Origin of the sequence: Leucobacter komagatae (genome assembly GCF_000834055.1) — a bacterium.
Classification (GTDB): domain Bacteria; phylum Actinomycetota; class Actinomycetes; order Actinomycetales; family Microbacteriaceae; genus Leucobacter; species Leucobacter komagatae_A.
Map to the genome: position 1 here is coordinate 1 of NZ_JXSQ01000037.1, position 20,398 is coordinate 20,398.

General features: G+C 68.7%; 18 protein-coding genes and 1 pseudogene. 7 read left to right on the forward strand and 12 right to left on the reverse strand.

The window, feature by feature from the left end; all coding sequences use genetic code 11:
• The first annotated feature begins 260 nt into the window (after positions 1-260).
• Positions 261-1,310: a lipoyl protein ligase domain-containing protein gene (locus SD72_RS15385; RefSeq protein ID WP_042545357.1), complete on the forward strand. Its 1,050-nt coding sequence runs from the start codon at positions 261-263 to the stop codon at positions 1,308-1,310.
• A gap of 35 nt (positions 1,311-1,345) precedes the next feature.
• Positions 1,346-1,702 carry a VOC family protein gene (locus SD72_RS15390; RefSeq protein ID WP_198142009.1) on the forward strand — a complete coding sequence of 119 codons (357 nt, stop codon included), beginning with the start codon at positions 1,346-1,348 and terminating at the stop codon, positions 1,700-1,702.
• 45 nt (positions 1,703-1,747) lie between these two features.
• On the opposite strand, the gene SD72_RS15395 is transcribed toward SD72_RS15390, so the two are convergent.
• Complete coding sequence (locus SD72_RS15395) at positions 1,748-2,722, reverse strand: quinone oxidoreductase family protein (RefSeq protein ID WP_042545358.1); 975 nt, start codon at positions 2,720-2,722, stop codon at positions 1,748-1,750.
• Between the two features lie 88 nt (positions 2,723-2,810).
• Between SD72_RS15395 and SD72_RS18385 the strand changes: the two genes are divergently transcribed.
• Genes SD72_RS18385 through SD72_RS15405 form a run of 3 tightly spaced genes read left to right on the forward strand, consistent with a single transcriptional unit; the run spans position 2,811 to position 5,290 of the window.
• Complete coding sequence (locus SD72_RS18385; protein ID WP_232299817.1) at positions 2,811-3,230, forward strand: hypothetical protein; 420 nt, start codon at positions 2,811-2,813, stop codon at positions 3,228-3,230.
• Positions 3,179-4,072, forward strand: coding sequence for an MFS transporter (locus SD72_RS15400; protein ID WP_232299818.1), 894 nt, complete (start codon positions 3,179-3,181; stop codon positions 4,070-4,072). The genes SD72_RS18385 and SD72_RS15400 overlap by 52 nt, the downstream gene beginning before the upstream one ends.
• 9 nt (positions 4,073-4,081) lie before the next feature.
• Entirely contained in the window at positions 4,082-5,290 is a 1,209-nt protein-coding gene (locus SD72_RS15405) for an MFS transporter (RefSeq protein WP_052492756.1), read from the forward strand.
• 76 nt (positions 5,291-5,366) lie between these two features.
• On the opposite strand, the gene SD72_RS15410 is transcribed toward SD72_RS15405, so the two are convergent.
• Positions 5,367-6,536 carry an acetyl-CoA C-acyltransferase gene (locus SD72_RS15410; RefSeq protein ID WP_042545359.1) on the reverse strand — a complete coding sequence of 390 codons (1,170 nt, stop codon included), beginning with the start codon at positions 6,534-6,536 and terminating at the stop codon, positions 5,367-5,369.
• Between the two features lie 165 nt (positions 6,537-6,701).
• Between SD72_RS15410 and SD72_RS15415 the strand changes: the two genes are divergently transcribed.
• Positions 6,702-7,943 carry a D-alanyl-D-alanine carboxypeptidase family protein gene (locus SD72_RS15415; RefSeq protein ID WP_042545360.1) on the forward strand — a complete coding sequence of 414 codons (1,242 nt, stop codon included), beginning with the start codon at positions 6,702-6,704 and terminating at the stop codon, positions 7,941-7,943.
• Positions 7,944-7,963: 20 nt separating this feature from the next.
• Here SD72_RS15415 and SD72_RS15420 read toward each other — a convergent pair whose 3' ends face one another.
• The 7 genes from SD72_RS15420 to SD72_RS15445 all read right to left on the reverse strand — a co-directional run bounded on the left by SD72_RS15420 (position 7,964) and on the right by SD72_RS15445 (position 14,646).
• A complete protein-coding gene (locus tag SD72_RS15420) occupies positions 7,964-9,031 on the reverse strand; it encodes an FUSC family protein (RefSeq protein ID WP_232299819.1) in 1,068 nt (355 codons plus the stop codon).
• 143 nt (positions 9,032-9,174) lie between these two features.
• The gene (locus SD72_RS15425) at positions 9,175-10,443 is read right to left on the reverse strand and encodes a M20 family metallo-hydrolase (RefSeq protein ID WP_042545361.1); all 1,269 of its coding nucleotides are present in this window, start codon (positions 10,441-10,443) and stop codon (positions 9,175-9,177) included.
• 20 nt (positions 10,444-10,463) lie between these two features.
• Positions 10,464-11,570: a thiamine pyrophosphate-dependent enzyme gene (locus SD72_RS18390; RefSeq protein WP_332307511.1), complete on the reverse strand. Its 1,107-nt coding sequence runs from the start codon at positions 11,568-11,570 to the stop codon at positions 10,464-10,466.
• Positions 11,566-12,159, reverse strand: a complete 594-nt coding sequence (locus SD72_RS18395; RefSeq protein ID WP_232299820.1) for a thiamine pyrophosphate-binding protein — start codon at positions 12,157-12,159, stop codon at positions 11,566-11,568. Before SD72_RS18395 ends, SD72_RS18390 begins: the two co-directional genes overlap by 5 nt.
• A gap of 101 nt (positions 12,160-12,260) precedes the next feature.
• On the reverse strand, positions 12,261-12,899 hold the full coding sequence (locus SD72_RS15435; RefSeq protein WP_042545362.1) for an RraA family protein: 639 nt from the start codon (positions 12,897-12,899) through the stop codon (positions 12,261-12,263).
• Positions 12,896-13,297, reverse strand: a complete 402-nt coding sequence (locus tag SD72_RS15440) for a RidA family protein (protein WP_157000634.1) — start codon at positions 13,295-13,297, stop codon at positions 12,896-12,898. Before SD72_RS15440 ends, SD72_RS15435 begins: the two co-directional genes overlap by 4 nt.
• Positions 13,294-14,646: an MFS transporter gene (locus tag SD72_RS15445; RefSeq protein WP_232299822.1), complete on the reverse strand. Its 1,353-nt coding sequence runs from the start codon at positions 14,644-14,646 to the stop codon at positions 13,294-13,296. The genes SD72_RS15440 and SD72_RS15445 overlap by 4 nt, the downstream gene beginning before the upstream one ends.
• A 212-nt stretch (positions 14,647-14,858) precedes the next feature.
• On the opposite strand from SD72_RS15445, the gene SD72_RS15450 reads away from it, so the two are divergent.
• Positions 14,859-16,025, forward strand: coding sequence for a PucR family transcriptional regulator (locus tag SD72_RS15450; protein ID WP_052492757.1), 1,167 nt, complete (start codon positions 14,859-14,861; stop codon positions 16,023-16,025).
• Here the strand turns inward: SD72_RS15450 and SD72_RS15455 are convergent.
• From SD72_RS15455 to SD72_RS15465, 3 genes and pseudogenes are all read right to left on the reverse strand, one after another.
• Positions 16,003-17,651 (reverse strand): annotated as a pseudogene (locus tag SD72_RS15455) (amidohydrolase). The gene SD72_RS15450 and the pseudogene SD72_RS15455 sit on opposite strands and share 23 nt — an antisense overlap.
• Positions 17,648-18,928 (reverse strand): amidase, encoded by a 1,281-nt coding sequence (locus SD72_RS15460; RefSeq protein ID WP_042545364.1) that lies wholly within the window; start codon positions 18,926-18,928, stop codon positions 17,648-17,650. Before SD72_RS15460 ends, SD72_RS15455 begins: the two are co-directional and overlap by 4 nt.
• On the reverse strand, positions 18,925-20,398 hold a 1,474-nt coding region (locus SD72_RS15465; RefSeq protein ID WP_042545365.1), incomplete at its 5' end, for a sodium:solute symporter family protein. The genes SD72_RS15460 and SD72_RS15465, both read right to left, overlap by 4 nt.

A 20,398-nucleotide genomic window follows, 5' to 3' on the forward strand; every position in this document is an offset into this window, starting at 1 on the left:
TCTCTCCTCCTCCTCCCTCCTCCCCTCCTCCTCCTCCTCCTCCTCCTCCTCCCCTTCTCCCCTTCCCCCCTCCCCGCTCGAGTTGGCAGTTGTTGTCGGTATGCAGCGCCCCAAGCGACAACAAGTGCCAACTCCAGCACGATGAGCGAAGCGCCGGGAGCACAGGGCGGGGAGCACAGGGCCGGGAGCGAAGGGGGCTTACGCGTAGCCGACCATGGCACCGAGGAGTACCCTTGGGGTACGCGCACAAGGAGGCTGACATGCACGGCGAGTACAAGGTTCCAGGCGGCAAGCTCGTCGTCGTTGACTTCGACGTCACCGACGAGAAGATCACCGATTTTAGGCTCTCAGGGGATTTCTTCCTTGAGCCGGACGAAGCGCTCCTCGATATCAACGCGGCGATCGAGGGAATGAACCCCTCCTCGACGATAGAGGACTTTTCAGAGGCGATCCGCAAAGCCCTCCCCGGCGAGGTCCACCTGCTTGGGTTCACACCAGATTCCGTTGGTGTCGCGATCCGCCGCGGCGTGACCGGGGCAGCCCACTGGCGTGACTACGACTGGCAGATCATCCGCGAACCAGCGGTCGCCCCCATGCTCAACGCCGCGCTTGACGAGGTACTCACGACCGCCGTCGGCGAGGGGCTCCGCGGCCCCACGATGCGCATCTGGGAGTGGAACGAGCCCGCCGTCATCATCGGCAGTTTCCAGTCGGTGAAAAACGAGGTCGACGAGGAGCAGGCCGCTGCCCACGGCGCGACGCTCGTGCGCCGAATCTCAGGCGGTGGCGCAATGTACATGGAGCCAGAAGCGAGCATCACATACGCGCTCTACATTCCCGGCGAGCTCGTGCGCGGCATGTCGTTCGCCGATTCCTACGCCTACCTCGACGACTGGGTGCTCGAAGCGCTGAAGTCTCTCGGCATCGACGCAGTCTACAAACCACTCAACGACATCACGAGCCCGCTCGGTAAGATCGGCGGGGCAGCGCAGAAGCGGCTCGGCTCCGGCGCGATCCTCCACCACGTCACAATGGCCTACGACATGGACGCCACCGCGATGACGCAGGTGCTCCGCATTGGCCGCGAGAAGCTCTCGGACAAGGGCACGGCGAGCGCGCAGAAGCGAGTGGATCCGCTGCGCAGCCAGACCGGGAAGAGTCGCGATGAGATCGTCGAGCGAATGATCGAGGTCTTCCAGCGCCGCCACGGCGGGGTCATGGGCGAGGTCACCGAGGGCGAGTGGGACGCGGCAGAGCGGCTCGTCGAGCAGAAGTTCTCATCAGAGGAGTGGCTGCGCCGCGTGCCGTAGCCCGTTCAGAACGCCAAGCAGCAGAGGAAGCGCCGATGATTCAGCTCAGCATGATCACGATCGACACCGCGGACCCGCGCGCGCTCGCCGCGTGGTGGGCTGAACGCCTCGGCGGCGAGATCGCACAAGACATCGACGGCTGGTTCTGCGTCGTGCGCGCACCGGAGGCTCCCGTCGCCCTCGGGTTCCAGAAGGTTGCCGAGCCGACGCCAGGCAAGAACCGCGCGCATCTCGATTTCGACCGAACTCCCGATGTGGATCGCGAGGCGATGGTCGCCGAGTGGGTCGCCGCGGGCGCGATCCACCTCGGCCAGCGCGGCGATTCCGACTTCACGTGGGACACGTTCGCCGACCCCGCAGGCAACGAGTTCTGCATCGGCGACCCGCACTAGCTCACCTGCCTGCCCAGGGCTGGCCCGACGCAACGAGCCTGCTAGTTAAACCGTGAGTACGACCTTGCCTGTCGTCGCGCGGCCCTCGAGCGCGCGGTGCGCGTCAGCGGCATGCTCCAGGGGGAACGACGCACCGACTCGCAGGTCGAGCGTGCCCGCCGCCACAGCGTCGAACAGTTCCCCGTAGCGCCACGACCGCTCCTCAGCGTTGCGCAGGAAGTACACGAGCGACGGGCGGGTGACGCTGAGCGCTCCGGCCGAGTTCAACCGCTGCAGGTCGAAGGGTGGCACCGGGCCGCTTGCGCCGCCGAACAGCACCAGGTTGCCGCGCACCCGGAGCGCGCGCAGGGAATCATCAAACGTGTCCTTGCCGACGCCGTCGTAGACCACGGACACGCCAGCGCCGTCGGTAAGCTCGCGGGCGCGGTCGGCAAAGCCCTCGTACGGGATCGTTTCGACAGCACCTGCGGCGCGACTCAGCTCTCGCTTCTCTGCGGTGGAAGCCGTCGTGATCACCCGCACACCGCGGGCAGCTAGCAGTTGGGTGAGCAGCAGCCCGACCCCGCCTGCGCCTGCGTGCAGTAGCACCGTCTCGCCGGGCTCAGGCCGGGATGACGAGGTCGCGAGGTAGTGTGCGGTGAGCCCCTGCAACGGCAGGGCAGCGGCGCGCTCGTCGGTGAGTACCTCTGCGATCGAGTCAGGTACGCGCACTGCCTTCTCGGCCGCGACGACGAACTGTTCTGCGTAGCTTGCGCGAGCCTCAGCGGTGAGCACCCTGTCCCCCACTGCGAAACCGACGACCCCGTCGCCCAGGCCGATGACGCGACCGGTGGCCTCTGCCCCTGGCGTGAACGGGTAGTCAACTGGGTAGAGCCCCGAGCGCTGGTACGTTTCGATGAAGTTCACGCCGACCGCTGCGGTTTCGACGAGCAGTTCGCCCGCCCCTGGCGTCGGCACGGCCTGGTCGGTGATGGTGAGTACCTCTGGCCCGCCTGCGTGGGCTGCATTGATCGCGCGCATACTTCCACCCTACGCGGCTCCGGGGTTAAACTGCACGGCAGCTAGCAATACTCAATGCAGAGCATGGTGCTAGGCCAGGCAAAGGAACATGATGTCCGAACCGCTTCCCACTCGCTCCAGCGTCGGCGCCACCTGGTTTACCCTGTTCACGCTCGCATGGCTGGTCATCTGGACCGCACAGCTCACGCCTTTGCAGCTACTGCTGCCGTTGCAGCTCGATACCCCCGACAGCCACGACGGCTGGATTCGCGGTGTCGTCTCCTCGGGCATCGTGCTTGGCGTTGGCGGCCTCGCCGGTGTCATCGCCGGTCCCACCGCTGGCGCGCTCTCTGACAGGCGCCGGACCTCACGCCCACGGCGCCGCCCGTGGGCGCTGGCGGGGGTCTGGGTCACCACGATCTCCCTCGTCCTTACCGGCATGAGTTCGGGGGCGAATCGCTGCTGGGGCCGGCGTGGGTGGGAGTCTGCGCCGGCGTCGGGATCGCCTCCGCGGCGTTCACCGCGATGATCGCTGACCAGCTCCCAAGCGAGCAGCGCGGCGCAGCATCGTCGGCGGCATCATCGGCGCAAGCGCTCGGAATTGTGCTCGGCGTCGGCGTCGTCGTGCTCCTCGGGCTCAGCGTCACCGCAGGCTACATGGTCCTCGCCGCGGCCATGGCGGTGCTGGGCACCGCCGCCGCCCTCCTGCTCCCCGACCCGTCAGGGCAGACATCTCGGGAGAACACCCGACGGGCTGCCAACGAGCCCCGGTTCGCGTTTCTCCGCGACAGGGACTTCCGGTGGGTACTCGTCGGCAGGCTCGTCGTGAACGTCGGTAACGCCCTGGGCACGTCGCTGTTCTTGTTCTTCCTCCTCTACGGGCTCGGGCAGGATCACGCAGCCGCTGAGGACAACCTGCTGCTCGTCGTTGTCGTGTACACGGTGTTCGTCGTCGGCGCCTCGATCGCTGCGGGACTCGTCTCGGACCGGATCGGCCGCCGCCGGGGGCTCGCGGTCGTCGCCGCGGTCGTGCAGGCGGGGTCGGGAGTGATGCTCGTCGCCTCACCGACGTTCGGCATGACCCTCGCCGCGGCCGCAGTGATGGGCGTCGGATACGGCGCGTTCTCCACCGTCGGCTTGGCGTTCGCCACGGATCTGCTGCCAAGCGCGCGCGATCACGGGCGCGATCTTGGCCTCGTCAATACCGCCGCCGCCCTGGGACAGCTGCTTGGCCCCGTGCTCGGCGCGCTGCTCGTCGCCGCGGTCGGCGGCTTCTGGCTCGTGTTCACCGTCGCCGCCGCGCTCTCTGTTCTCGGCGGCGCCATCACCGGCCTCGCGCGCGACAGAAGGGTGAGTGCCGTGCTGGGATAGCATCGCTAAGTGGGTAACGCGTCGAAGTATCTCCGCTGGCAGTTCATCGCTGTCTTCCTCGTCGCGCTCAATCTGCGCATGACCATCTCGGGCGTTGGCCCTCTGCTCAACGACATCGCGGACAGTCGGGGCGTGAGCGCCGGCGCTCTGGGTCTGCTGGCGTCAATCCCGCTGCTCACCTGGGCTGCGGTGTCACCGCTCGCACACGGGATCTCGGCGCGCCTCGGCATGGACCGCACCGTCACCTGGGCGCTCGTCGCGCTCATGCTCGGCACCGTGTGGCGCTCCCTCGACTTCTCGAACGCAAATCTCTGGCTCGGCACGGTACTCATCGGCGCTTCACTCGCTGTGGCGAACGTCTTGATGCCAGCAATTGTGAAGCGCGACTTCGGTAAGCACACGGCGACGGTGATGGGCGTCTATTCTGCAGCGCTCGGCGGAGCAGCCGGTATCGGAACCGCGATCGCCATCCCCGTAGCCCAAGCCGAGGTTGGCGGGCGCGCACTCGGGTGGGAGGCGGGACTCCTCGCAAGCGGCATCACGATCCCGATCGCACTCGTCGCGTGGGTGTTCGTGACAGGCAGGAGCGCAAAGCGTGCGGCCTCGCGCGACGCGCCCGTCCCACCCGCGCTCACCCCGGGCATTGGCAAGCGCGTCTGGCGTTCGCGGACGGCCTGGCTCCTCGCCTGCTACATGGGAGCGCAGTCGACGTCCTTCTACATTTTTGCCACGTGGATCGCGCCGATCATGTTCTCCCGCGGCGAGAGCGCAGCGGTCACGAGCACCGGTATCACGCTCTTTCATATCTGCGGGATGGTGGGGTCGCTTGTCGCACCGTTACTGCTCCGCTTCGACGGGAGATCGTTGCTGCAGGTGACGCTTCCCGTGCTGCAGCTCGTCGGAGTTGTTGGGCTCGTCTTCGTACCCCAAGCCACGTTTGTGTGGATCGTGCTCCTTGGGCTCTGCTGCGGCGCCGCGCTGAGCGTCTCGCTCACGCTCATCGCGCACCGCACTGCGGACGCGCACACCGCTACGGCCACCTCCGGCATGTCGCAGGCTGTCGGCTACAGCATCGCGGCGCTCGGCCCCGTGCTCTTCGGGCTTGCGCATGAGATCAGTGGCGGCTGGGTCCTCCCGATCGGTGTTTCGGCCGCGGCGCTCGTGCTGCACTTCACCGCAGGGTGGATCCTGCGTGACGGGCGCACCGTGCGGGTGTAACCGCAGAGCGCAGCAGCGCAACGCAAAACTGGCCGGGTGCCCGTTGGGGCCCCGGCCAGTACTTTCGTGCGGTTACTTAGAGCGCGCGGAGCACGACAGCGGAGCCCTGGCCGCCGCCACCGCAGATGCCAACGGCCCCAAGCGAGCCAGTGCCTGCCTCGGCGAGCTGGCGCGCGAGCGTCCCGACGATGCGGGCGCCCGATGCGCCGATTGGGTGCCCGAGCGAGATCGCGCCACCGTGCTGGTTCACGATTGCCGGGTCGATGCCAAGCTCGCGCGTCGACTGGATACCGACGGCCGCGAAGGCCTCGTTGATCTCGACCGCGACAAGCTCGCTCGCCTCGGCGCCGGTCTTCGCGAGCGCCGCGGCGATCGCGCGTGACGGCTGCGAGTGGAGGTGCGAGTCGGGGCCCGCCACGAACGCGGTTGCCTCGACACTCGCGATGGGCTGCAGGCCGAGCCGCTCGGCTGCAGCCTCACTCACGATCACGAGCGCAGCAGCGCCATCGGTGATCTGCGACGCGTTGCCAGCGGTGATCGTGCCGTCCTTCGTGAACGCTGGGCGAAGGCCTGCGAGACCTTCGGCCGTGGTGTCGGCGCGCACCCCATCATCGGCCGAAACAACGGTCTCGCCGCGGCGGGTCTTCACGGTGTACGGCTCAATCTCGGCCGCGAGGAAGTCGGCGGAGGCTGCGGCACGCTGGTGAGATGCCGCGGCAAATGCGTCCTGCTCCTCGCGGGTGAGCCCGAGAGGCGTGTTTCCGGTTTCGGTGAGGGCACCCATCGCGACCTGATCGAATGCGTCGGTAAGCCCGTCGTGCTCGACCGTGTCGATGAGCGCGGCCGAGCCATACTTGGTGCCTGCGCGCAGCGGCATAACGTGCGGGGCGAGCGTCATCGACTCCTGCCCAACAGCCACGACAACGTCAGCCTCACCGGAGTTGATGAGGCGAACCGCCTGCGACACGGCTTCAGTGCCCGACAGGCACACCGCGTTCAGCGTGATCGCGGGGACCCCCATCGGGATGCCTGCGGCCACGGCGGTCTGGCGCGCGGGGTTCTGCCCGGCGCCACCCTGCAGCACCTGTCCGCCAACGACGGTGTCCACCTGGTCTGCGGCGACGCCAGCGCGCGACAGCGCAGCCTTCACCGCGTGCCCACCAAGCGCGACAGCCGTCTCGGCAGCGAGCTGCCCGGTGAACTTGGTGAACGGCGTTCGTGCGTAACCCGCGATGAGTGCGGTCATGGGAATCCTCCTCGATTGCGACAGACGTCTCTTCCTCACATTGTGCCCGGTTCCCGGGCGGCGCGCACGCACGTTCTGCCCAGAAAACTCACCCCAGAGTGGTCAAATGTGACAGGAATGGGCTGCACCGGCTCCGGCCAAGGGAGCCACGTTAAACTACACCCCATGACTGATCGCCCCGCCCCCGCGCGCTCTCGACGCCGGCGCGGCGCACGCGTCGTCGCCTGGGTAGTCCCCGCCGTACTGGTGCTCGGCGCCGGTGGGTACACAGCGGCGAGCGCCACGGCCGCGTTGCCGGAGCCCGTACTCACGCTCGCCGAAGCCGCGACGGCGGAGTTCTCCGCTGATGCCGCGCCGGTTCAGGCGGCCGTCGATGCGCAGACCCGTCCGAGCGCCGTCGGCTGGCTTGAGGGCAGCGATGTCTGGACGAACGACGAAACGCCGCGGCCGCTCGCGAGCATCACGAAGCTTGTGACCGTGCTCGTTGGCCAGGAGCGAGAGCTGCTGGCACCGGATGCGGACGGCCCGAGCTACGTCTGGACCGAGGCAGACGTCGACCGCCAGGACGAGCTCCTGTCGCAGGATGGCATCGCCTACCCGGTGCCGGAGGGCACTGAGATGACGAGAAGGCAGATGCTCACCCTCGCGCTCGTGCCGTCTGCGAACGATTTCGCGGCAGCGTACGCGTACTCGCTCTTTGGCGACAACGACGGATTCGTTGCTGCTGTCGCAGGCTGGGCTGATCGCAACGGGTTCGACTCGCTGACGATCACAGAGCCAACCGGCATGGATTCCGCGAACCTCGGCAGCGCTTCAGACATCGTGCGGATCGTGCGCCTCGTGCTCGCAGACCCAACGCTCGCGGACCTCGTTGCCACGGAACGTGCCACGCTGCCGTGGGGCATCGGGACGGTGGAGAACACGAACCCGTTGCTCGGTGCGATGCCCGGTGTGATCGGCGTGAAGACCGGGCGCACGGTGCGCGCGGGCTACTCCCTCGCCTCTGCGGCGCAGGGCGAGCTGGCTGGGCGCCCGCTCACCCGGATCGCCGTCGTGTTCGGGCGTGAAACGAACGACGCGCGCGCGGCCGACAGTAAGGCGTTGCTGCAGCAGTTAGCCGCTGCCCCGCAGCGCATCGCCGCGGTGAGTGAGGGCGAACACCTTGGCACGCTCACCGCCGTTACTGGCGAGGAGGTCGACCTCTCGGCTGGCGCAGGCGCCGACCTGGTGCTCATCCCTGGCGAAGCTGCCGCGAGCACACTCGACGTCGGGGCGAACGCGCTGCTCCTCACCGCGCCAGACGGCGCCGCACCACCCGAGCCAGTCGACGTGCTGCGCTCCGGTGACTTCGCGGAACCCGGCCTGTGGTGGCGGGTCACCCACCCCCGCGAGGTCTTTGGTTTCTGACGCTGCGGCCACACCGCGCGCTACTGGCGCGCTGTCCGCTCGCGCAGTACGCCTGATGCCATCGCGAGGGCGGATCCCACTGCCGTGTCCACGAAGCGCTCGGTCGCTGTGGAGAGTTGGTTCGCGTCGCCGAGCGCCGCGCCGGCGATGAGCAGCACGAGCGGCGTGATGAATACGAGCGCGAGCGCGTAGTTGCGCGCCACGACGAACTCGATCGTGAACTGCAATAGCGGAAGCATGAGCACAAACGCCCACGGCAGCTGCGCGAGCGGTGCAAGCGCGAGGTAGAGGGCCGCGCCAATGAGGGTGCCGAACGTGCGGTGCAGGCCGCGGGCGAAGGAGTGATTGCGCACGGTACTCATACCGACGACGGCGACGCCCGTCGAGACGGTCCAGTATGCGCGCTCCGGGTCGACCCAGAGCAGGCTGATGACGGCACCGAGCGCCGCGACGATCGCGATCCGCACCACGAGCCACTGCTCGCCGGCGCCGAGCCACGGGCCGGGGAGGATCTCGCGCAGCTGGCGAGGCTGCCGCGCGCGCTCTGACGGCAGCACCGCGGGCAGCAGTGCGAGCAGGTACGCGAAGATGAGTCCGCCAGCGAGCGTGGTGAGGAACACCCACGGCTCCGTCACGCGTGCACCGTCGCGCACGCTCGTGATCATCCCGGAGAGGCCGAACATGAGCACGAAGAAGACGGGACCAGGCGGACCAACGCGGTAGGCGAACGCGAACGCACTGCCCACGACCGCGACGACGACGAGCCCGACGGCGGTGAGCCAGGGTGACGGCGCCAGCAACGCGCCGAGCGCTGCGCTGCCGAACAACACCGCACCGATGACGGGAAGCACGCGCGCCCGCTCCGCCGCAGGCGCACCGGCGAAGAACAGCGCGAGGAACGCACCGGTGCCCGCCATGAGCCCGAGGTCAGGGCGCCCGGCGAGCGTGAGTGCGGCGAGCGGGATGCCCATCGAAAGCGCCGCCCGCGTCGCGATCCACCGCCGCGGGCCGGGAGGCCCTGGCGCTAACACGAAGAGGCTCCGCAACGCCGCAACCAACTCGTTTTGTGGCTTCTGCGCCTCGTGCACGTGTCTCCCCTGTTCTCGCGGGGAGGCCCGGCGGGCCCGAACCCGCAGTGTTCTCTGTGTCAGTGTAACTCCGGCGAACGGGCGCGGATGACCACACCGGCAGACCTCTCAGGCGGGCCGCACCCACCGCGCTCACCGGCCGGTTACGCGGTGAGCTCCCCGGCAGCGAGCCTGCGAATCACGCCGCTCAGGTGGTCGACACCCGCGACGAGATCTTCGTCGCGCGTGAACTCGTTGAGGTTGTGCGAGACGCCGTCGACGCTCGGCACGAACAGCATGACCGTCGGCACGAGGTCCTTCATGTTCGTCGAGTCGTGGCCAGCGACCGTCATCACGCGGTCGTGCGTGAGCCCGAGTTCCTCGGCGACTTCCCTGGCGAGGGCAACGCCCTCCTCCTGGTACGGGTTCTGGTCCCAGCTGTGCTCGGCGACGATCTCGATCTCGACGCGATCCTCCCGCTTGACGCGCTCGATCACGGCCATGAGCCGCTCGTGCGCCTCGCCGATGACCTCGGCGCTCGGCGAGCGCAGGTCGAGCAGCAGCCGCACCTCGCTCGCGACGACGACGGGCGAATTCGGGTAGACCGTGAGCTCGCCGCACGCGGTGTGGAGGGCCTCGGCTTCGAAGCCGTCGACGAGTTCGCGGGCCGCGACAACGAGGCGTGCGGCACCGAGCAGCGCGTCGCGGCGATCCGCCATGAGTGTCGAGCCCGAGTGCGCCTGCTCGCCGAGCACGCGGAAGTCGTACTTGTGGGCCGCCCACGTCGCGTTGACGAGGCCGATGGTCACGCCGTCCTCTTCCATGCTGCGGCCCTGCTGCACGTGGATCTCCGCGTAGGAGGCGACCTCGAGGTCACCGCCCGTGCCGAACACGGGCGAGGTGCCGCGCTCGCCGATCGCGTCGAGGGCGTCGCGCACGGTGATGCCCTTGGGGTCTTCGGTGCCGAGCGCCTCATCGAGCACGAGCTTGCCCGTGAGCACGCTCGAACCCATGAGCGAGGGCTTGAAACGCGATCCCTCCTCGTTGAACCAGTTCACGACCGCGAGGTTGAAGCGCGCCTGCTCCGGGTTCGCGCGGAGCTCATCGGCGACGCGGAAGCAGGCGTGCGCCGACGCCATGACGCCGTACGCGCCGTCGAAGCGGCCAGCGGTCGGCTGCGAGTCCATGTGCGAGCCGGTGAGCACGTACGGGGCGCCGGGCACAAGCTCGAGCAGGCCGAACTGGTTGCCGACCTCGTCGCGCCGCACCGTGAAGCCGTGCGATTCGAGGAGTTCCTGGAACCACTTGCGCTGCTCGCCGTCGGCCGCGCTTGCTGCCTGTCGATCCACACCGTTGGTGCCCTCGACCGCGCCGAAGCGCGAGTGGATCGCCCAGTCGGCGAGGAAGGTTTCGTTGAGATGCTGGTCAGTCATTGTGTGTCCTTTCCAGGGGCTCAGGCGCGGGCGGAGCCGGTTGCGGGGACATCGCTCGATGCTGGCGGCATCACGGTGTCGGGGATGAGCACGTGGATGAGCGCCGGAGCGTCAGCAGCGAGCGCGCGGTCGAGCGCCGGGCCGAACTCCTCCGTGCGCTCGACGCGCTCGCCGTGGCCGCCGAACGACTGCATCCAGGCCGCGAAGTCGGGGTTCGCCATGCGGGTGCCCGAGCGGCGGCCCGGGTAGTGGTTCTCCTGGTGCTGCACGATCGTGCCGTAGATCTCGTTGTCGATGACGATCACGAGCGGCTTCGCGCCGTGCGCGACCGCGGTCGCGATCTCCTGGCCGTTCATGAGGAAGTCGCCGTCGCCGCAGACCGCGACGACGTTGCGCTCGGGGAAGATGAGGGATCCTGCGACCGCCGCCGGAACCGCGAGGCCCATCGCGCCGTTGCGGGCGCCCACGAGGCTCGCGGGCGCAAGGTGCTTCACGAAGCGGTGCGCCCAGATCGTCGCGTTGCCCGCGCCGAACGTGAGCACGGCCTCGCCGGCGAGCCGGTCGTCGAGCTCGCCGAATGCGACGCCGAGGTCCATCTGCTGCGCGACGCCATCGATCGAGGCGTCTGGGCGGTGCGCGGCCGTCTGGCGCTGCGCCTCGGCGCGGCCAGCCAGCCACTCGGTGCCGCGCCCGCCGCGCGCAGCGGCAGCTTCGACGCCGGCGAGGGCGCGCACGAACGTCGCCGGGGTGGCGAGAATGTGCTGGTCGGTGCGGCCCGAGTGCATCGTCGCGTCGGGATCGGCCGTGACGAGCACGGTCTCCGCGTCGAAGCCCTGCGTGTAGCCGTCGCTGAGCACATCGGCGCGGCCGCAGCCGACGAACACGAGCACGTCGGCGTTGATGTACCCCTCGGCGACCGCGTCGGTGCGGCCGTAGCCGAGCCAGCCAGCCCAGGCCTCGCCCTCGTGCGGCACGGCGTCGTAGGCGCGCCAGTCGCAGTAGACGGGGATCCCGGCGGCCTCCGCGAACGCGAGCAGCTCGCGCCCCTCGCCCGCGTGCCAGCCGTCGCCGCCGGCGACGATCGCTGGCCGCTCGGCCTTGGCGAGGCGGGCGACGAGGGCGTCAATGCTCCGCTGGGTGGGGTGCGGGCGCGGGCGGCGCGACCGGGTGCGCGACCGTTGGGGCGGCTGGCAGCACGAGCACGTCCTCCGGGAGGCCGACGACGACGGGGCCGGGGCGGCCCGAGGCCGCGATCCGCATCGCCTCTGCGACGAGCTCGCCGGCGCGGTTCGGGTCGTCGATCGTCATGACACGCTTCGCGGTGGATCCGAACCAGCCCGTGAGGCTGAACTCCTGGAACGCGTCGCGCTCGCGGTCGTTCACGGGCACGAGGCCGACGAAGAGCACGAGCGGCGTCGCGTCCTGGTACGCGGTGTGCACGGCGATCATCGCGTTCGCGGCGCCAGGTCCGCGGGTCACCATCGCGATGCCTGGGCGGCCGGTGAGCCGGCCCTCCGCGAGCGCCATGAAGCCTGCGCCACCCTCCTGGCGGCAGACGACAGTCTCAACGCCCGAGTCGTGCAGGCCGTCAAGCACGTCGAGGTAGCTCTCGCCAGGCACGGCGTACACGCGCTCGATGCCGTGCGCCTCGAGCGTGCGAACGATGAGGTGCCCGGCCGAGTGGGCCGCGGTGTCTGGTGCGTGCTGCGAGGTCATGCTGGTCTCCTTGTGAAGCGGTGCGACGGGTGGCCGCGAAATCTGGGGTTCAATCTGCTGCTGCGGTGGCTGGCCGCCGTTGCGGCGGCCAGCCACCGGCGTCACTCGGTTGCGAGGATCTCCGAGAGCGGCTCGCCCGACGCGATGCGCGCGACGAGCGCCGGCTCCGCTGCGTCAGAGGCGAGCGCCGCGTCGAGCACGTCGTCACCCGGGCCAGTTGGCGGGAGGATGAGCACGCCCTGGGCGTCGCCGAGCACGAGGTCGCCCGGCCGGACGGTGACGCCCGCGATCTCAATCGTGCGATCCAGCGCGCCGTCGGCCTCGCCAGCAAGCGCGCCCGAGCGCTTCGTCGTGCGCGCGGTGAGCCCCGTCGAAAACACGGGGAGCTTGTCCTGCAGCTCGCGTAGCGCGGCCTGGTCGGTGACCGGACCGTCGACGACGATGCCAGCAGCGCCCTGCGCGATCGCTGCGTGCGCCGTCACCGCGCCGACCGGGGCATGGCCGCGACCCGCGACGCGGATCACGAGCACATCGCCCGGCTCGAGCGCGAGCAGCGCGCGGTTCACCGCGAACGCGTCCGGCTGCGTGAGGTCGAGCGTGCGAGCGCGACCAACAAGCTGGGGGCCGGCGTTCACCGGCCGGAGATCCTGGTCACAGAACCCGTCCTCGAGGAAATGCCCGAGGGTCGGAATCTCGACGGTCTTGAGCGCCGTGATCAGCTCTTCAGTGGATCGACTCATGCCCCGGCCTCCTCGGTTGCTTCGCCCCCGCGGACGACGGCGACGCACTCGATCTCGAACGGGATGTCCCAGATGTCAACGCACACGGTCGTGCGCGCCGGCTTCGCGTCTCCGAAGTACTCAGCGTAGATCCGGTTGAAGGGATCGCGCTGGGCGGCGTCGGTGAGGTACGCGTTCACCTTCACAACGAGCTCGAGTCCGCTGCCCGCAGCCTCGAGCACGGAGCGCAGGTTCTCGATGCAGACGCGCACCTGGTCCTCGAACGCCGCGGGGGCGGTGCCGTCCGCGTGGAACGGCACCTGGCCCGTGGTGAAGACGAAGCCGTTCGCGACGACCGCCTGCGAGTAGGGTCCGATCGCCGGGGCGAGCCCCGGCGCCGAGTCGATCCGGCGAATCAATGGTCGACCGAGATCGCGGTCGTCGCGCCGACGCGGTCGATGTCGCGCTTGTGGTTGTCGTTGAGCAGGAAGAGCGCGACGAACGAGAGCGCGGCCGCAGCTGCGATGTACCAGGCGATCGAGTCACTCTGGCCCGTGGCGTCGAGCAGCCACACGGTGATCGCTGGGGTGATCGCCGAACCGAGCAGGCCCGACAGCATGTACGAAATCGAGAGCCCCGAGTAGCGGACCTTCGAACCGAAGAGCTCAGCAAGGAACGTGGCGATGGGGCCGTAGTTCGCGGAGAACGCGATCATCATGAGGGCGTACGCGAGGAACAGTGCTCCGACGTTGCCGGTGTTGATGAGCCAGAAGAATGGGAACGCGAGCAGCGCCTCTGCCGCGATGCCGGCGGCGATGATCGGCTTGCGACCGTACTTGTCCGACAGCCGCCCGAAGAACGGGATGAAGACGAGGCCAAGCAGGCAGGCAACGAGCACGACCCAGAGCATGAGGTTCGCGGAGAAGCCCTTTTCGCTCGTGCCGTAGTTCATACCGGAGGCGACCATGAGGGTGAAGGTGGAGCCGGTCGACAGCGTCGCAACACCGCCGAGCACAACCTGCTTCCAGTAGTGCTTCATGAGGTACGCGAACGGCAGCTTTGCCTTCGCGCCCTGCTCGCGGACCTGCTGGAAGCTCGGGGTCTCCTCGATGTTCAGGCGGATGTAGATGCCGACCGCGACGAGCAGCACGGAAGCGATAAACGGTACACGCCAGCCCCACGACACGAGTGCCTCCTGTGACACGGTGGCTGTGACGATGAGGAAGGCAACGTTTGCGAGCAGCGTGCCGAAGGGAACGCCGACCTGCACGAGCGAGCCGTACCAGCCGCGCTTGTTTTCTGGGGCGTGCTCGACGGTCATGAGCACCGCGCCACCCCACTCACCGCCGAGCGCGAGGCCCTGGACGATGCGGAGGAACAGCAGGATGAACGGTGCGGCGACACCGATCGTGTGGTAATCGGGAACCAGGCCGATCGCGAGGGTCGCAGCGCCCATCGTCAGCAGCGAGACGAGCAGCATCGACTTGCGTCCGAGACGATCACCGAAGTGGCCGAAGAGGATCGCGCCGACGGTGCGGGCGACGTATGCGGCGGCGAAGGTGAGGAACGAGAGGATCGTGCCAACCGCCGGCGGCAGGTCGGGGAAGAAGACCTGGTTGAACACGAGCGCCGAGGCGGTTCCGAACAAGAACAGGTCGTACCATTCAACCGTCGTCCCGATGACGCTCGCCGTGGCGATCTTTCGCATCTTGGACTGGTCAAGGCGTGCGTTTGGGACAGCCTCGTCCGTAGCTAGCTGTGCAGTCATTGTTTCCTCCATGGAATACGTATTGGGCACGTCGCTGGCCCACCCATCAACGGTCGCTTGTTCCCGGGCAAGCGGCAATCGACATTCGCACACGGATCGACGCACGAATTATGCATCTGCACAGTGAGGGCCCGAAATGTCCCCAAAACCCCCACTTATGGTGTGTGAATAGTCAATACTATGGGAGGGACCGCGCGCGAAGGAGGAGCACAGTGACCGCCAAGCAGGACGCAGCAGCGCCGTACGACGACTGGTGGATCGCGACGCTCACCGACCTCCTCGCCGATCTCGACGCCCTTGTCGACGACTTCGTGGCGCGACTGCGCGAGGTGGGCAGCGGGTACGAGGATGTCTCGGGCACCGACATTCGAGCGACCGCTCGCGACACGCTTACGCTCCTCATCACTGAGCTCCGCGGCGAGCAGATTCCCGGCCAGCTCGCGGACCTCCCGCAGCGGCTCGGCGTGCGGCGCGCACGGCAGGGAGTCGACCGCGACCGGCTCCTCGAGGCCGTGCGGCTCGACTACCGCGTGCTGTGGGCCGGCCTCACTCGCGTGGTTGCCCCGGGAGACGCCGCGCTGCTCGTCGCTCACGCTGAGGTCGTGCTCTCCACCGTTGAGGACTACATCAGTGAGGTGCAGGTCGCCTTCCTCAACGAGCGTGAGGTGCTCGCCCTCGACAGCAGGGCGAACGAGACGCGCGCCTTCGCCCGGCTGCTCGCGGCAGACGACCCTGAGGACGTCGCAGCCGAGGTAGCACGGGAACTCGGAATCTCCCTCGAGGCCGAGTACGAGGTGATCCTCGTACCGTCGTCCGCTGCCGCCGCCGCGAGGCATCTCGTCGCCGACCTCCAGCACACGCGCAACCGGTTTCTGGTCTGGGACTTCGACGACGGCGTGCTCTTCGTGCGCCCGCGAACCGAGGTGCTCGGCCGGCACCCACTCGGCGCAATCCGCGGCGTCGTGATCGACGAGATCGCCGGCCTTGCTGGCGTCGCCGACGCTGCCCGCCTCGCCCACCGGCTCGCCCCGCACGCGCCAGAGGGACGCCTGAGCGATGAGCACGAGCTCTGGCCGCCGGTCGCAGCTGCCGCGCTCGCGCCGCTGCTTCCCGGGCTCAGCCCGCAGGCACTCGCCGGCTTGGACAGCGTGCCGCCCGGTGACGGTGAACGGATCGTCGAGACGTTTCTTGCCTACTGCGACACCGGCTCGGTGAAGCACACCGCCGAGGCGGGCTACGTGCACCGCAACACGGTCGTGAATCGGCTGCGCGCGTTCCACGACCTCACCGGGATGGACCCGACGGTGCCGCGCGACGCTGCCCGGGCGCTCATCGCGCTCGCGGGCAGCGCCTGGCTTACGCCCGACCGTCGAAGCTGACCTCGCCGCCGAGCACCGTCAACACGATCCCGAGATCCGCGATCGACGGCGCGGTAAGCGGCGAGTCGGAGAACACCGTGATGTCCGCGAGCTTTCCGACCTCCAGGGTGCCGCGGTCGCCGAGGAGCCCGCAGGCGCGCGCGGCCCACTCCGTGTGCGTGCGGAGCGCCTCCTCCGGGGAGATCGCCTCCGCCTCGCCGAGCACCTGTCCGGCATCGGTGAGCCGATCCACCGCCGACTGCATGCCGCGCCGCAGATTGTTGTCGGCAACGGGCAGGTCAGAGGAGCCGGCGAGGATGATCCCCGCATCGATCACTGATCGCCCGCGATACAGCCACCCGGCGCGTTCGGCGCGACCCGCTCAGCCATCTGGTCGCCTACGGGGCCGATGAAGCCGGCCTGCGGCGTGACCGCAATGCCCAACGCGCCTGCCCGCTCGAGCTGATCCGGCCGGGAGATACCGAAGTGTTCGATGCGGCACGGCACGTCGCGGCGCCCATACGTCTCGTGGGCCTCGGCGATGAGGTCGAGCGCGAGATCGATCGCTGCGTCACCGATAGCGTGCAGTGCGAGCGGCCAACCTGCCCGGTAAGCGCCAAGCGCTCGCTCGCGGTACGACTCGGGCTCATCGAGCAGGTACCCGGTGTTGTGCTCGTGCCCGCAGAAGGTCTCGGTGACCGCCGCCGTCGCCCCGAGGAGCGAGCCGTCGAGAAACACCTTGACGTGGCCAAACCGCAGCATGTCGTCGCCGAAGCCGGCACGTACGCCAAGGTCGAGCCCGACACCGGTGCCGGCCGCGCCAAAGTCGGCCGCGTGGCCCGAAATGGGCTTCAGTGCATCGATGGCCGGCATGAGCTGGGCTCGCGCCGCCAGCTTCCCGGCGTCGACCGCAGCCTGGTATGCGGCGACCTCGACCTGGCTGTGGCCGATCCACCCGCCGCCGACTCCCGCCTCAGTGAAGCTCGTAATGCCCTGCGCGGCGTAGCGTTCGGTCGCGGCCTGCAACGCCGCGACCAGGTGCTCGCTCGAATACGGCAGCAGCAGCGCCTGCACGAGGCCCTGCGCTGCCTCCTCGATGAGCCCCGTCGGCCTCCCCGAGCGGTCGCGCACCACCACGCCACCGACCGGGTCGACGAAGGCAGGGTCGAGCGCTCCGACAAGCCCAAGCGTGGCAGAGTTCGTGATCGAGGCGTGGCCCGAAGTGTGCCGCATGTAGAGCGGGCGCTCGCCCGTCAGCGCGTCGAGCCGCCCAATGTCAGGGAACTCGCCGCCGTGGTGCGACTGATTGAAGCCGGTCGCATGCACCCACGCATCCGCGTCACCTGCGCGCTCAAGCCGCAGCACCTCGGCCTCGATCAGTGCGTAAAGCTCGTCGAGCCCCCGCGCCGCAGACAGATCCACCGCCGAAAGCCCGAGCCCCCACCATGCCGTGTGACAGTGGGCATCGATGAGGCCCGGCGTTGCGACAGCATCCCCGAGGTCGAGCGTCCGGTCGGCAGACACCCCGTCAAGTTCTTCGTCAAAGCCGACGATCCTGCCGTGGAGTATTCCGACCGCTGCCGCCACCGGCCTGCCAGGGTTGAGCGTGATGATCTCGCGTGCGCGGACGATCAGATCGATCCTCATGACACCACCCGATCCTTCGCTGCCGCCGCGAGCGTCGCAGCGGCCCGCGCCGCGAGGGCGAGCAGTTCGCGGTCGCCGCCCCGATCGGGGTGTTCAAGCGTGAGCCCGACGGGGAGGCCCGTCTCAGGCGAGTGGCCAGCCGGAAGCGAGATCGCCGGGGTCCCGACAAGTGTTGCCGGCGTCGACAGCAGCACAGTGCCGCGCAGCTCAGCCGCCGCATCATCGCCGGACTCTGCGCGGAGCTTCGGCGTCTCCACCGCCGCCGTTGGGTAGGCGAGCGCCGCCACATCGAGCTGCGCGAGCTGCGCACGGTAGGCCGCCCCGAGCTCGTCGATTGCGGCGAGCGCTGACCGATACCCGCCCTCGGGTTCGGGGGCGGTGAGCGCGGCGCTGAGAATCGCGCGCACGTCCGGCGACTCGGAGCGTTCGACGAGTTCCGCAACGCTCGGGTTGGTTTCGACCGTCGCGAGATACTCGCTGATCGCAGCGATGGTTTCCGCCCGCAGCACCGTGAGGCCGTGTTCGAACATCGCGTCGAGGCTTCGCGGTGCTGTGATCTCGACGATCTCGTACCCGGCTGCGGCAAGCGACGCGAGCGACGCGTCGAACACGGAAAGCAGCGCGGCGGAGAGCCCCGCACGCGCCTCGCTTGGAACACCGATTCGCGTGGGTTGCTGGGTGTGCTCGGTGGGTGCGTTGCCACGCGGCTCCTCCGCAGCGAGCACGGCGTCAACGGTGGCGACATCTGCGACGTCGCGCGCGAGCACCCCGACGGTGTCGCGGCTCGGCGAGATCCTGAGGACGCCTTCCGCGTCGTAGCGTCCGAGCGTTGGCCGGAACCCGACGATGCCGGTGAAGGCCGCCGGGATACGGGCGGAGCCTCCCGTGTCGGTTCCGAGCGCGACGCGCGCTTTGCCAGTGAGTACGGCGAGCGCGCTGCCGCCGCTTGAACCGCCGACGGTGCGTGACGGGTCGGCCGGGTGCACCGTCGTGCCGAAGGTGGGGTTCACGCCGGTGATGCCGTGGCCAAGCTCGTGGAGCAGGGTCTTCCCAACGAGGGTCGCCCCTGCAGAACGCATGCGGCGCACGACCTCCGCATCCGCAGCGGCTGTGTGCCCCCGCAGGATCGCGGTGCCGCCGGTGGTCTGCAGGCCAGCGACGTCGATGTTGTCCTTGACAGCTACGTCCCACCCAGTGAGTGGCCCAGCACCGCTCGGGGCGACGCGAGCGGCCGTGATGAAGCCGGCAGCCGCGTCGCCTGTGGCTGCTCCGCTCACGACTTCGCCGTCTCTTCGACGTCGGCCGCGTCGGCGAGGGAGACAACCTCGGTCTTCGGGTCTTCAGCTGCAGCGGTGATGCTCCACAGCTCGGAGACGCGCGACCGCTCGAGTGCGGTCTGCGGCCGCAGCAGCGAGACGGCGACGAGCACGAGGGCATTTACAACCATTGCGACGATTCCCGACGTGAGCCCACCCAGCCAGGGGATTTGCACTGGGTACAGCAGCTGTAGGGCCGCTGCGAGTACGAAGCCAGTGACCATCCCTGAGACGGCACCGGCCGCGGTCGCACGCTTCCAGAAGATGCCGAGGAGGAGCGTCGGGGCGAGCTGCACAATGCCCTGGTAGGAGAGCATTGCGAGCCCGACAAGGCCGGAGACCGAGCTCATCGTCGTGAACGCGATCACCGCAGAGACGCCGGTGGTAATCGCAACCGCCCACTTTGCTACCCGCACGTCGACCTCGCGCTCGGGACGAGCGATGCCAACGATGTCGTTCGCGGCCTGCGCACCAACCGCCTGAATGTTCGCGCCAACGTTTCCGAGCGTCGCGCCGACCACCGAGATTGCAGCGAGCGTGAGGAGGAAGATGCCGCCGTCGCCAGCGAGGATGAACCAGACGTGGTCTGGGGCGGCCGCGACGCGGTCGTCGGACGAGGCGAGGTAGGCGACGGTGAGTACCGAGAAGGTGAAGACGACCATGATCGGCGCGGCATAGCCAGCGGTGCGGCGGATCGTCTGCGTGCTCTTCACCGTGAACAGACGCACGAAGATGTCGGGCCAGCACCACGTGCCGAGAGCACCGGTGAGGGTGATCGCGACGGCGTAGAGCGGGCCGTAGACATCGCCGGGGCCACGCAGGGAGGTGAACCCCTCTGGCACGTCTTGGAAGCCGTGGCCGTTGGTCAGCAGCGCGACGATGAGCCCGATGGCGATGATCGAGCCGACGAAGTAGGCGAAGATGCCCTGCACAAGGTCGGAGACGATGATGCCGCGCATGCCGTGCCGCACCGTCCACACCTGCCGGACGACGATCACGGCGACGCTCAGCCCGACCGCGACGAGCGGGGCGAGTGCGCCCCCGGAAACGAACTCGAAGACGAGCGCGAGCGACTGCAGGCCGAGCACGATCCACGGGATCGTCGATACGATGCCGATGACCGATGCGACGACCCGTACGGAGCGTGAGCGGTAGCGCAGCGCAAGCAGGTCTGACTGTGTGCCGAGATTGAAGCGCTTGCCCCAGCGGAACACCGGCTTTGACAGCGCGAGCATGAGTAGCACGCCGAGCAGTGCGTACGCGAGCAGGTAATAGCCGACGATGCCGCTGAGCGCTGCGAGCCCGGCGAACGAAATGAACACGGTCCCCGGGAGGAAGGTGTTGATGAATGCCATGGTGCCGTAGAACGGGCCAAACGACCTGCCGGCAGTCGCGTAGTCGCTGAAGCTCGCGTCACGCTTCTTTCCGCGT